Origin of the sequence: Natronobacterium haloterrestre, from assembly GCF_900112205.1 — an archaeon.
Lineage (GTDB): Archaea > Halobacteriota > Halobacteria > Halobacteriales > Natrialbaceae > Natronobacterium > Natronobacterium haloterrestre.
On sequence record NZ_FOKW01000001.1, the window covers coordinates 101,403 to 113,519 of the forward strand.

A 12,117-nucleotide genomic window follows, 5' to 3' on the forward strand; every position below is an offset into this window, starting at 1 on the left:
TCTCAATCGTCCGCCGCCGCTGCCCCCTGCTCGAGGTAGTCGACCATCTCGTCGGTCTCCGATTCGAACTCCTCGAGATCGATCTCGTTGCCGTGCAGTATCGTCGAGAAGTACCTGGTCGAACTCGCGAGGTTGACCGCCTCCTCGAGTTCGGCCTCGCCGACGTCCGCCAGCCGTGCCTCCTCCTTGTGGAAGTAAGTGCAGTACGGGCAGCCGATCGCGGCCGCAACGCCGACCCCGATGAGCCCTTTCTCCCGGGCCGAGAGTTCGTTCTCGCCGAACGTGAGATCCCGGAACAGTCCCCAACTGTGATCGACCGCGGGATCAGCGATCGTCTCCATCCAACTCGGTACCTGTCCGAGCGTTTCCTCGATCTCCTGTCGTGTCTCTTCCGATGCCATGGTTCAACCCCGCGGGTACGGTACTCGATCCGGCAGTACCTAGCTACCGAGTGACGTTTCGGCAGTCGGTGCCGTCACTGCAGCCCGTGCGGACGAGTCGAGGGTTGCATTTCATCCCGCGTCCGAAGACGCGGGAATCCCGCCACGGATATCATCTCGGACCCCGAGGGGCGACGGCCACGCTCGACACCCTCCTGCGGTCTCGCGGCGCTCGAGGATAGCGACGGTCCCGGACCCCGAAGTTGACCTTCCTGCTCTTCGGGACAGACCGCGATCTCGTTGGCCCGTAACAACGTCTGACCGCCGTCTGCTGGGCGTCTGACGCCGTCTCAGCGACCGATTGTCTGACTGAGATTCAAGTGGCGGCCTGTTGCCGTCGTCGGTATGCCAGTCGACGCACCAACCCCCGACAGCGACCGACCGTCCCGCACGTTCCCCTCCTCCGACCGGGAGGGGGTGATCGACCGATGACGGCGACCACGACGATCGCCGTCTCGCTCGCGTTGACGCTGCTCGAGGTGGTTCGAGCGTTCCCGCGTCCGAGTTCGGCCCGCGATCGGTTTCGTCTCCGGCCCCGGTTCCAGTACGGCGAGCGGGCCCGAACGCTCGCGTCGCTCGTCCTCGCGCTGGCGGTCGTGGCCGTCGGCACGGCGGTGTACCTCGAACTCGTCGGCGTGCTGGTGGCGTCGGTCGAGTGAGTGTGCGGTCGACCGAACAGGAGGGCGACGAACGCTCCCGATCAGGGCACGGACATCTCGTCGAACGCCGCGGCCGCCGTCCGCGTCCCCTTCGAGATCAGCACGTCGCCGCCGCGGATTTCGGCGTTCGCGTCGCCGACGAGCAACCATCCTTCGTCGGGCCGCCGGACGGCGATCACGGACATCGTCGTCTCCGTGTCCGGGACGCCGGCGACGATCTCCCTGCCGTCGAGTTCGCTGCCCGGTTCGACCTCGACGCGGGTGATGATCTCGTCGCTCTCCTCGACGGCCAACTGGACGACCGGGTGGACGTCGATCTCCCGGAGTACGCCCTCGCTGATGTCGATCGCCGCGTCGCTGATCACCTCGGTGGCGCTGCCCAGGTGGATCAGGCCCCGCAGGGCAACGGGGTCCGGCGCGTCCTCGGCCGCCCGGAGCGTCCAGGCCTCGAACCGCGACTCCAGGGCGTCGACCTCGACCTCGAGGTTCCGAACCTCCTCGGCCAGGGCCTCGCTATCGAAGAGGACGGCGCTGTAGGCCAGGTCGACGGCCAGTTCCGAGAGGTTCTTCATGTGGACGATCGTGTCGACCGCCCGCTCGAGGTCCTCGATGTCGGGGGTATCTGCGGTCGGCGGCTCGTAGCCCGTTCCGGTCATCGTCTCACAGACGTCGCCGATGGCGATCTCGGGACCGCGCAGGAGTGCGACGTCGTCGCCCCTGATCGTCGTCGTCGGACCGGGGTTGAGCAGCCACTCGTCCCCGCGCCGGAGCGCGATCACTCGGACGCCGGTCTCGGACTCGAGGTCGATGTCCTGGAGCGTGCGGTCGGCGTACACCGAGTCGGGGTCTACCACTCCGCGGACCAACGTCTCGACGGCCTCCGGGAGGGCCGTCCGCATCGCCTCCGGCAGGCCGATGTCCTCGAGGACGACCTTCGCGATGTCGCCGGCAGCGTCGCTGATGTCGTCGGCGGCGGTGACGATCCCCAGGACGGGTGCGAGCTGTTCGGCGTCTTTCGGCTTGCGGACGGCCATCATCAGGCCCATCCGCGCGCGCATCTCGAGGACGTCCATCCGCTCCTCGAGTCGAAGCACCTCCCGGGCGATCTCTTCGCTCGAGTGAAGTACCGCGGAGTAGGCGAGGTCGATCAGCAGCTCCGCCGTGTCCTTCATCTCGACGAGCACGTCCTTGACGTTGACGGGCTCGTACTCGATCGGTGCCGACGACGTCTCGCCCTCGAGCGGATCCATACCTTAACCAACTCTGCCGGTCCAAAAAACGTTTTCCGCCCCGGATTCCTGGCTGGCGTCGCTCGGTTCTCCCCCGGCGATCGACCCCGGGCGGTTCCGACGCCACGCGATCTTCCGATACGGTTTTGGACGGCCGTCCTGAATTCACGGGTAATGCTTGACCGGACGTACGTACGCGAGAATCCCGACGAGGTTCGGGACGCCCTCGACAACCGGGGTGCCGACGTCGACCTCGACGAGATTCTCGACCTCGACGAGCGGTGGCGGGAACTGAAAGCCCGCGGCGACGAACTGCGCCACGAGCGCAACCAGATCACCGAGCAGATCGGCCAACTGGTCGCGGCGGGGAAACAGGAGGAGAAAGACGAGGCCATCGAGCAGTCCAAGGAACTGAAAGCCGAGATCGAGGACGTCGAGGCCGAAGCCGACGAACTCCAGGAGGAACTCCGGGAGCGAATGCTCGAGATTCCCCAGGTGCCCCACGAGAGCGTCCCGCTCGGCGTCGACGAGCGCCACAACGTCGAGGACCGCCGCTGGGGGTTCGACGACCTGCGGGACGTACCCGAGGACGTGACGCCCCACTACGAACTCGGCGAGGAGATGGACATCATCGACGAGGACCGCGGTGCCAAGACCACCGGTGCCGGCTTCTACTTCCTCAAGGGCGACGGCGCGCGCTTAGAGCACGCGCTCATCCAGTTCATGATGGATATCCACCGCGAGCAGGGGTACGTCGACCTCTTCCCGCCGGTGCCGGTCAAGAGCGCGGCGATGCGCGGCACCGGCCAGTTCCCGAAGTTCACCGACGACGCCTATCGCCTCGGCGGCAGCAACGACGAGGAGTACGAGGAAGAGGACCTCTGGCTCTGCCCCACGGCGGAGGTCCCGGTCACCAACATGTACGCCGGCGACATCCTCCTGCAGGACGACCTCCCGCTGAAACACCAGGCCTACACCCCGAACTTCCGGCGCGAGGCCGGGGAACACGGCACCGAAACGCGGGGCATCGTCCGGGTCCACCAGTTCAACAAGGTCGAACTCGTCAACTTCGTCGAACCCGAGAACAGCTACGACCGCCTCGAGGAACTGCTCGACGAGGCGGAGGAGGTGCTCCGACGGCTCGAGCTTCCCTACCGCATCCTCGAGCTCTGTACCGGTGACCTCACCTTCGCGAGCGCGAAGACCTACGACATCGAGGTCTGGGCCCCCGCCGACGACATGGACGACGGCCCCGACCACGGCGGCCGCTGGCTCGAGGTCTCGTCGGCGTCGAACTTCGAGGACTTCCAGGCCCGCCGTGCCGGCCTGCGCTACCGACCCGAACGCCACGAGTCGGCCGAGTACCTGCACACGCTGAACGCCTCGGGGCTCGCGATCCCGCGCGTGATGGTGGCCATCCTCGAGTACTACCAGAACGAGGACGGTACCGTCACGGTTCCGGAGGCGCTGCGACCGTACATGGACGGCCAGGAAGTCATCGAGGGCCACGAGAAGGTCGGCGAAGCCGCGCTGGGTGCGGGCGAACGCGAGTAACAGTACCAGTACCAGTATCGGTACCGGTACCGTCGGTTCCGCCGCAACTTCGTCTTTCGATCCCCGATCCGATGCCCGTCCCGTGGCGGCCTCGAGCCGAATCGACGACAACGAATTTCTCTCGTAACAAATATGATCTTCAACTATGTCTTCCCGCTATGCATATTAGCCTCGGGCAGAAGGCGATCGTCGCGACCGTCGGTGTCCTGTTCGCGCTCGGTGCTGTGGTGGTATTTCCCTGGGCGCTGACGATCATCGCCTTCGCCGTGATGATCCCGTTCTTTTACACCGTGCTTGGGGCCTGAACCGTCGGCCTCGGTACCTGCGGTGGCTCGAGTCGCGACGTCGATGGAGGGCACTCGCTACTCACACCCGTGTCTCCGTGCTTCGAAAAACGGCGTACCGAAGAGAAAACGAAGCGGCGAACGGACCGCGACAGTGCCGGTCCGGGCCGTGGACGCCTTAGATGTAGTCGATCTGCTCGGGCAGTTCGAGCTTCATGCCCTTGCGCTCGCGGATCTCCATGATCTTCTCGCGCTGGAGCGAGTCGGACATGACCTCGAAGCCGGCGTTCTCCGTGTTCCAGGACGCGCGACCCTCGGTCGCGGAGCGGATGTCGGAGGCGAAGCCGATCATCTCGCCGACGGGCGCGATGCCCTCGACGACCATCAGATCGCCTTCCTGGTACATGTCGTCGACGCGGCCACGACGGCCCTGGATCTCGCCCGAGGCCGCACCCATGTGGTCGTTGGGCACGTCGATGCGGACGTCCTGCATCGGCTCGAGCATCTTGATCTTGCCGTCGATCAGGGCGTTGTGGACCGCTTCACGGACCGCAGGGATGACCTGGGCCGGGCCGCGGTGGATGGTGTCCTCGTGGAGTCGGGCGTCGTGCAGGCGGATGAGCGTCCCCTGGACCGGCTCGTTGGCGAGCGGACCGTTGTCCAGGGCCTCCTCGAGACCCTCGACGACCAGTTCCATCGTCTCGTTTAAGTGCTGGATACCCTTCGTGTCGTCGATGAGGATGTTCGTCCCGTGGATGGTCTCGACGTTCTGGGACGTGTCCTTGTCCATGCCGGCCTCCTGCAGGGCCTCGCGGCGTTCCTGCTCGGGCATGTCCATCGACGCTTCGCCGAGCTTGATCGTCTCGACGAGGTCGTCCGTCATCGGCTCGATGGAGATGTAGAAGCGGTTGTGGCGGTTCGGCGAGATGCCCTCGACCTCGGCGCTTGGCTCCTGGGGCTGCTCGCGGTAGACGACGATCGGCTCACCCGTATTCACGGGGATGCCCTGATTCTTCTCGATACGCTGGGTGATGACCTCGAGGTGGAGTTCACCCTGCCCGGAGATCAGGTGCTCGCCGGTGTCCTCGTTGATGTCGATCTGGATCGTCGGGTCCTCCTTGGAGACCTGGCGCAGCGTCTCGATCAGCTTCGGTAGGTCGTCCATGTTCTGGGCCTCGACGGACTTCGTGATGACCGGCTCGGAGATGTGTTCGATCGACTCGAACGGCGTCATCTCGACGCTCGAGACGGTCGAGCCGGCGATGGCGTCTTTCAACCCAGTCACCGCAGCGATGTTACCCGCGGGGACTTCCTCGACTTCCTCGCGTTCGCCACCCATGAAGACGCCCACGGACTGAATGCGGTTCTTGCCCGCGGTCCCGGAGACGTACAGCTCTTGACCCTTCTCGAGGCTCCCCGAGAAGACGCGACCGGAGGCGATCTCGCCGGCGTGGGGGTCCATCGAGATGTCGGTGACCATGAAGACGACCTCGCCGTCCTCGTCGACCAGGCGCATGCCCTCTGCGAGCTCGGTGTCGTCGTCGCCGCGCCAGATGCGTGGAATACGTCGGGGCTGGGCGTCGACGGGGTTGGGGAAGTGCTCACAGACCATGTCGAGCACGACGTCCGACAGCGGGGTCTTCTCGTGGAGTTCCTGGCGCTTGTCGGCGCGCTCGAGTTCCATGATCTCGGCGAAGTCCATCCCGGTACGCTGCATCGACGGCATGGAGACGCCCCACTTGTACAGCGCGGAACCGAACCCGACGGTGCCGTCCTCGACGGAGACGGTCCAATCGTCGACGTCGTCCATGTCCTCGGTCATCCCGCGGATGAGTTCGTTGACGTCGCGGATGACCGAGAGGAGTCGCTCCTGCATCTCCTCGGGGCCTTCCTGCAGTTCGGAGATCAGGCGGTCGACCTTGTTGATGAACAGGGTCGGCTTGACGCCCTCGCGCAGCGCCTGGCGCAGGACGGTCTCGGTCTGGGGCATCGCCCCTTCGACGGCGTCGACGACCACCAGCGCGCCGTCGACGGCACGCATCGCACGGGTGACGTCGCCACCGAAGTCGACGTGGCCCGGCGTGTCGATGAGGTTGATGAGGTGGTTGGTACCCTCGTACTCGTGGGTCATCGAGACGTTCGCTGCGTCGATGGTGATCCCACGTTCCTGCTCGTCTTCCTCCGTGTCCATCGCGAGCTGTTCGCCGGCAGTCTCGTCGGAGATCATGCCCGCACCAGCCAGCAGGTTGTCGGAGAGAGTCGTTTTTCCGTGGTCGACGTGAGCGGCGATGGCGATGTTCCGGATGTTCTCCGGTTCGTCCATCAGCCGTTCACACTCCTGGACGATCTTCTTGCGTCGGCCCATATACCCCCCATTACCGGTAGCGGGGTCAAAAGGGTAGTGTTTCGTCGTCGGGAGAATCCGACGCGTCTCCCGCTCGGGCGCGTGAAATATCCACTTTACGTGAGGTAACAACACGCATGAATTGTCCCGGCGGCGAACGGTCGGCGCCACCGTCGCGTCTCGAGCCAGTACCGGGTACTCGAGCCCGCAGCCGTCGTCGCCGGTCTCGGCCCCTCTCGCACGCCGGCCGTCGTCTCGCGGCCTGCGCAACCGGGCGTAAGAGACATGGTTGGACGGCTATTGGTATAGGTACGCATGGACCTCCGCGTTCAGGGGCCGGGCCCGACGTCACCGTTTCTCAGCGCCCGCGACCTCTTCGAGACCGAACACGATCTCTCGCTCCCCGTTCACGTCCACCTCCGGGACGACCCCGACGAACGAACGTGGGCGGGCCACTACGAAGACCGCCACGTCCTCAATATCTCGAGACAGGCCGCCTCGAGTGCGATGGCCCGGGAACTCGCCTTGCACGAGTTCTCCCACATGGCCAGATACGAGCAGGAACACCCTTCCCACACCCAGTCGATCGAGGAGGTGCTCTTCCTCGCGCTGGCCGGAAAGAGCGTCGAACGGCGGAAACTCGCCCACTGCCGCCAGATCGCCAACCACATGAAAGACATCTACGCCGACGACATCACGCTCTCGGTCGGCCCCGGCGAGAAACTGCTTGCCTTCCTCGAGTCCAGCCTCGCGACGGCCGTCGCGGACCGACCGGACACCCCCTCGAGACAGGGCCTTCGACTCTCGGCGAGCGCCGATCCGGAGATCACGGCCGTCAACGCGGCGTTCGCGCTGGCGCTCGCGGAACGACACGATCTCGCCGACGAGACCCACCGACTGTACGACCTCGCGCGCGTCGCGGCGATGGACGCACCTGGGGTCGACTTCGAGGGGTTCAAGCAGCGGTTCCGGGAACTCGCGCGCGACCCCGACTCGAGCGGGTACCGGCAGGAACTCGTCGACGCGACCAGGGACTACGTGGGGGGCGAACGCCTCGCGGCGGACTGACACGCCGATTTCCTCTCCCATACGGTTTACTGTCCGTCAGTTCCGGCGCAACCGCGACCCGGGCGGCGGTTGCGCCGGGAAATCCTACAGCAATCCGTAGCAGCCGTCACTCCGGCAGCAACATGACGACCGACGTCGTGTTGTGGAAACCGCTCAACTGTCCGCGTTCCATACAGAGTTCGCCGTAGGTTTCTATTCCGGTGAAGGGGACCTCGAGTTCGTCGGCCATCGCGTCGACGGCCTCGCCGAACTCGTCCTCGAGGATGATCGATCGGCAGGCACAGTCGTAGACGAACCCGCCGGCGACCCCGCTCGAGCCTGTGTTTTCGACGGCTTCGCGGGCGGTGTCTCGCGCGGATTCGATCTGTTCTGGTTTGGGGCTGTGCATCACGCGCAACTCGGTTCCCTCCGGGACGCCGACGGGGAAGTCGAGGTACCCCGCCGTCGTCAGAGAGAGTCCCGGCCAGCGGATCTTGTAGCCGTCGTCGCTGGCTCCCCGGCCCTCCTCGATACCGAACTCGAACTCGGTCAACAGCCCGAGCAACTCGAGGCTGCCGTCCTCGAGGCCCTCGACGTCGACCTCGCGGCCGCGCTCGGCGAGGTACGGTTCGACGACCTCGCGCCAGGCCTCGAAGGCCGGTTTCCCGTCGAGCTCGAGGACGCGCCCGCCTTCCGAGTTCGTCACCGTCAGTGGCTCGGAGATCGGCGAGTGGCCGTGATCGACGCTGATCGTCACCGGCTCCGTCGACGCCAGCATACCGACGACGACGGCGTCGGAGGCGACCGTGTCGTTCCGGAAGACGTGAGTCGCGTCCATCGCCAGGTCGTCCCCGGCCGAACCGCCGACGAAGCTCACGTCGCGGCCCAGGTTGCGCTGGGTCGCGACCGCGACCTGGTCGCCGACGCCCGCCAGCCCGTCGTGGAGGACGATCGCCGACCGGTGGGGGTATCCCTCGACCGAGGCCGGAAGCCCGTCGACGGCCTCGTTGACCGCGGCCGCGACGCCCGCCGAGAGGTCGGTGCCGATGCCGCTGAAAAACCGGATCGAGTCGCTGGCCACGAGCGCGACGGTCACGCTCCCCTCGGTACTGGTCCCCTCGGTGAACTCGCCCGACGACGAGGAACCGATCAACTCGACGTCGTCCCCGACGACCGACCGGATCCCGGAGAGTACGGCCTCGTAGTCGTACTCCGGCGAACAGAACACCTGCCCGAAGTCGACGCGGCCGTCGGTCTCGAGGCCTTCGGCCGCCCGTGTCGCGGCTTCCTTCCCGACCGTGAACCCGTCGTCGCCGTCGGCGACGCCGCTTGCGAACTGGGTCGACAAGCCGTCGTCGTCGACGTCGGTGAACTCGAACGCCGTTTCCCCGGCCGCGTCGGCGTTCCCGTCCCGAGCGGCCGGTTCACCGTCGGCCTCGCGTTCGTCGCCGGCGGTCGACGCCGCCGTCGCCGTGGCCACGTCCGCATCCGCGGCTGCGGCCGCGGCCGCGGCGTCGCCGTCCTCGGAGTCCGGAAGCGTCCGCTCGTGGCCCGGCACCTCCGCGCGCGCCTTGTACATATCGAGCGTGTCCCGGAGCCACGCCGCATTCTCCGCGAGTTCGGCCGCGCCGTCCGAGACGCTCGAGAGCGCGGACGTCTGTTCTTCGGCCGAGGCGGCGACGTTCGCGGCCAGCCCCGACGTCCGTTCACTGATCGTCGCCGTCTCGTCGACCAGTGCGACGACCTGCTGGGTCGACTCGGCCTGCTGGTCGGCGGCCGCGTGGATCTCCTGGACCCCGTCGTTGGTCCCCTCGGCGTACTCGGCGATCTCCTCGAGTGCGGCCAGCGCGTGCTCGACCGAGTCGGTGTGGTCCGCGATCATCGCCTCGGTCTCGGTGACCGTCTGCGTCGCCGACGCGGTCCGTTCCTGGATCCGCTCGAGGCGAGTCTCGATCCGTTCGGCGGCCGACTGGACCTCGCTCGCGAGGTCTTTGACCTCCGAGGCGACGACCGCGAACCCTTCGCCGTCGTCCCCGCCACTCCCGCGGGAGGCCTCGATGTTGGCGTTCAACGCCAGCATGTTCGTCTGGTGGGCGATGTCGGCGATCAGTTCGACCAGTTCGTCGATCGCCTCGACGTCTTCGTTGAGCGTCTCGATCGCCTCGACGGCCTCGGCCGACCCCGTCTCGATCTCCTCGAGGCCGTCGATGGCCGTCCGCGCCGCTTCCCTTCCCTTGTGGCCGGTCTCGACGGTCTCGGCCGAGAGCGATGCGACGCGTTCCGAGCGGCTCGCGATCTCCTCGATGTTCGACGAGAGGACGTCCATCTCGGCGTTGACTGCCTCGAGGCGCTCGGACTGGACCGAGGAGCCGTCGGCGATCTCCTGGATGTCGTCGCTGATCTCCGTACTCGCCGCGGTCACCTCGTCCGTGCCCGCCAGCAGTTCGTCGCTCGAGGTGACCACCAGCGCCACGAAGTCCTTGAGCTGGCGGATCGTCCCCTCGAGTTCGTCCATCATCGCGTTGAACTCCTCGGCGACGTCAAGCGGCGCGTCCTCGTCGGGTTCGATCCGGTGGGCGAGCCGCCCGGCCGCACACAGCCCCATCGCTTCCTCGAGATCGGCTGCCTGTGCCTCGATCCGTTCGTTTCGGGCCTCGAGACTGTCGATTTCTTCCTCGAGCTCGCTCGTCCGTTCGCGGAGCCTGCGGTTCTCCTTGAGCGTCGACTCGAGGGCGTCGCCCAAGTCCGTGGCGTCGTTCATCGCGTCGAACTCGTAACCGACGGCCTCGGCGTCGCCGGGCCTCGCTTCGGTCTCGATCCGCTCGAGCGTGCTATCGATATGACTGCTCGACCAGTGGCCAAGCACCGTTCCGACGACGACGATCAGCGCACCGCCGCCAAGCAGGCCCGGCAATCCGGCCAGGAACCCGGCGCCGACGACCGCGGCTGCGATGCCGACCGATAGTACTCCGAACCGGAACGCGGACGCTGCTGACGACGAGCCGAATACCCACTCCATGCGACCACCATGATATCCAGCGTACAAGAATGTCGTGATAAAAACTCGAGCGGCGTACATTCGACCGGCCGACGGGCTGGGGACGTCGGGAAGAAACGCTTCCGTGGTTGGAATTTCCGCCCACTTTTCCGGTACTCGAGTCGCTGCCGTGGTTGCGGGATGGGGGACACGGTGTGCCGGGTGGAGAATCGGAGCGGGCGCTACGGATGCGGGCGCAAAAAAACGGAAAGAGAACGATCGACCGCGCGACGGTCGGCCGTCGGTGTGACCGTCGTTAGCGGGCAGCCGCCGCGACGCGCTCTTTCTCTTCTTTTTGGCTGACCGCGTAGGTCTGGACGTCGTAGTTGGCCGCGCCGATGAGCTGGCTGGCGATGGCCTCCTCGACGGGCGTCGTCGTCTTGAACGAGTCGCTGTGGACACCTTCGGCCAGGAACTTCAGGGCCTGGTCGACCCGGCGCTGCGGGGCGACGTCGACTGCCTTCGGGACCGAAATACCGCCGTATTTCAGGCGAACGGTCTCCTCCCGGGGAGCGGCGTTCTCGACGGCGGTCACGAGCACCTGCACCGGGTTCTCCTCGGTACGCTCGTGGATGATGTCGAACGCGTCACGGACGTAGTTGAGCGTCTTTTGCTTCTTGCCCGTGTTCTCCTCCGTCTGCATCAGTCGGTTGATGAACCGCTCGACGATGGAGATCTGGGACTTTTTGAACTGCTTGCTGGCGTGACGGCCGGCCGTATGGGCGACGGGCGTCACCGTGATGTAGCGCTCGGTCGAGGGGTCACCGTACTCGATCTCGCCGATCTCCCACTCGCCGAACAGCTTCGCCGACACGTCCGCGCCCCCAGCAGGGGCGTCCGGATCGGGTTGGTCTTCCGCCGACATGGTTATCGCACCGGCTTCTCCGCGTTTCCGCGAACGAGTTCCTTCAGCGCGACGCCGTTGACCTTGTCGACCTTGTAGTTGACACCGGAGAGGTCGCCCATCGCACGACCCTTCGCCCCACCGATACCGGCGATGGTGACTTCGTCGTGCTCGTCGATGAACGAGATCGCACCGTCACCGGGACAGAACGCGGTGACCTGTTTCCCGTTCTTGATCAGCTGGACCCGGACGCACTTTCGGATCGCCGAGTTGGGCTGCTTTGCTTCGATGCCGACCTTTTCCAGTACGATGCCTCGACCCTGCGGAGCGCCCTCGAGGGGGTCGGACTTCTCGCGAAGCCCACGGGCGCGGCGCGCGTAGTCCGAGTCGGACCACCGCTGCTCCTGGCGGTCCTTCTTGAGCTTGCGCGCGGCGTACTTGCCGTTTGCCATGCGCGTCGATATCCGACGGAGGCACTTAAGCAACCCGTTTCGAATCGGCGTTACGCCTCGAGAGCGCGCGAGGTACCCCGCTCGCGGGATCTGACGGCGTTTCGTCCTCGAGAGTTACCGACGGAGCGTGCCGTAGCGCGCCTCGGCCGCCGAGAGGTTCCCGAACGAGTACGGCGATATCGGCCGGTGTTTTCACCCGGCGGGAACCGCATACGGCTTTTACCCCC

Annotated in this window: 10 protein-coding genes; 4 read left to right on the top strand and 6 right to left on the bottom strand. The window is 66.1% G+C overall.

Going from position 1 to position 12,117, the window contains the following annotated elements; translation table 11 throughout:
* Positions 1-2: 2 nt before the first annotated feature.
* Positions 3-401, bottom strand: coding sequence for a carboxymuconolactone decarboxylase family protein (locus tag BM113_RS00520; RefSeq protein ID WP_089784425.1), 399 nt, complete (start codon positions 399-401; stop codon positions 3-5).
* Between the two features lie 467 nt (positions 402-868).
* Between BM113_RS00520 and BM113_RS00525 the strand changes: the two genes are divergently transcribed.
* Positions 869-1,099, top strand: coding sequence for a hypothetical protein (locus tag BM113_RS00525; RefSeq protein WP_089784427.1), 231 nt, complete (start codon positions 869-871; stop codon positions 1,097-1,099).
* 41 nt (positions 1,100-1,140) lie between these two features.
* Here BM113_RS00525 and BM113_RS00530 read toward each other — a convergent pair whose 3' ends face one another.
* Positions 1,141-2,349 (bottom strand): potassium channel family protein, encoded by a 1,209-nt coding sequence (locus BM113_RS00530; protein WP_089784429.1) that lies wholly within the window; start codon positions 2,347-2,349, stop codon positions 1,141-1,143.
* A 153-nt stretch (positions 2,350-2,502) separates the two neighbouring features.
* Between BM113_RS00530 and serS the strand changes: the two genes are divergently transcribed.
* Both serS and BM113_RS22140 read left to right on the top strand, forming a co-directional pair.
* A complete protein-coding gene (gene serS, locus BM113_RS00535; RefSeq protein ID WP_089784431.1) occupies positions 2,503-3,882 on the top strand; it encodes a serine--tRNA ligase in 1,380 nt (459 codons plus the stop codon).
* Between the two features lie 158 nt (positions 3,883-4,040).
* The gene (locus BM113_RS22140) at positions 4,041-4,187 is read left to right on the top strand and encodes a hypothetical protein (RefSeq protein ID WP_177209069.1); all 147 of its coding nucleotides are present in this window, start codon (positions 4,041-4,043) and stop codon (positions 4,185-4,187) included.
* Between the two features lie 157 nt (positions 4,188-4,344).
* On the opposite strand, the gene BM113_RS00540 is transcribed toward BM113_RS22140, so the two are convergent.
* A complete protein-coding gene (locus tag BM113_RS00540; protein WP_089784433.1) occupies positions 4,345-6,531 on the bottom strand; it encodes an elongation factor EF-2 in 2,187 nt (728 codons plus the stop codon).
* A 294-nt stretch (positions 6,532-6,825) separates the two neighbouring features.
* On the opposite strand from BM113_RS00540, the gene BM113_RS00545 reads away from it, so the two are divergent.
* Entirely contained in the window at positions 6,826-7,578 is a 753-nt protein-coding gene (locus BM113_RS00545) for a DUF5781 family protein (RefSeq protein WP_089784434.1), read from the top strand.
* Positions 7,579-7,684: 106 nt separating this feature from the next.
* On the opposite strand, the gene BM113_RS00550 is transcribed toward BM113_RS00545, so the two are convergent.
* The 3 genes from BM113_RS00550 to BM113_RS00560 all read right to left on the bottom strand — a co-directional run bounded on the left by BM113_RS00550 (position 7,685) and on the right by BM113_RS00560 (position 11,890).
* Positions 7,685-10,576 carry an FIST N-terminal domain-containing protein gene (locus tag BM113_RS00550; RefSeq protein ID WP_089784436.1) on the bottom strand — a complete coding sequence of 964 codons (2,892 nt, stop codon included), beginning with the start codon at positions 10,574-10,576 and terminating at the stop codon, positions 7,685-7,687.
* A gap of 274 nt (positions 10,577-10,850) precedes the next feature.
* Entirely contained in the window at positions 10,851-11,459 is a 609-nt protein-coding gene (locus tag BM113_RS00555; protein ID WP_007142111.1) for a 30S ribosomal protein S7, read from the bottom strand.
* Between the two features lie 2 nt (positions 11,460-11,461).
* A complete protein-coding gene (locus BM113_RS00560; protein ID WP_006671958.1) occupies positions 11,462-11,890 on the bottom strand; it encodes a 30S ribosomal protein S12 in 429 nt (142 codons plus the stop codon).
* Between the last annotated feature and the right edge of the window lie 227 nt (positions 11,891-12,117).

What these genes read in the sequence shown, in the direction of transcription:
- BM113_RS00520 (WP_089784425.1), bottom strand. Translation starts at nt 401, where the DNA reads ATGGCATCGGAAGAGACACGACAGGAGATCGAGGAAACGCTCGGACAG.
- BM113_RS00525 (WP_089784427.1), top strand. Translation starts at nt 869, where the DNA reads ATGACGGCGACCACGACGATCGCCGTCTCGCTCGCGTTGACGCTGCTC.
- BM113_RS00530 (WP_089784429.1), bottom strand. Translation starts at nt 2,349, where the DNA reads ATGGATCCGCTCGAGGGCGAGACGTCGTCGGCACCGATCGAGTACGAG.
- serS (WP_089784431.1), top strand. Translation starts at nt 2,503, where the DNA reads ATGCTTGACCGGACGTACGTACGCGAGAATCCCGACGAGGTTCGGGAC.
- BM113_RS22140 (WP_177209069.1), top strand. Translation starts at nt 4,041, where the DNA reads ATGCATATTAGCCTCGGGCAGAAGGCGATCGTCGCGACCGTCGGTGTC.
- BM113_RS00540 (WP_089784433.1), bottom strand. Translation starts at nt 6,531, where the DNA reads ATGGGCCGACGCAAGAAGATCGTCCAGGAGTGTGAACGGCTGATGGAC.
- BM113_RS00545 (WP_089784434.1), top strand. Translation starts at nt 6,826, where the DNA reads ATGGACCTCCGCGTTCAGGGGCCGGGCCCGACGTCACCGTTTCTCAGC.
- BM113_RS00550 (WP_089784436.1), bottom strand. Translation starts at nt 10,576, where the DNA reads ATGGAGTGGGTATTCGGCTCGTCGTCAGCAGCGTCCGCGTTCCGGTTC.
- BM113_RS00555 (WP_007142111.1), bottom strand. Translation starts at nt 11,459, where the DNA reads ATGTCGGCGGAAGACCAACCCGATCCGGACGCCCCTGCTGGGGGCGCG.
- BM113_RS00560 (WP_006671958.1), bottom strand. Translation starts at nt 11,890, where the DNA reads ATGGCAAACGGCAAGTACGCCGCGCGCAAGCTCAAGAAGGACCGCCAG.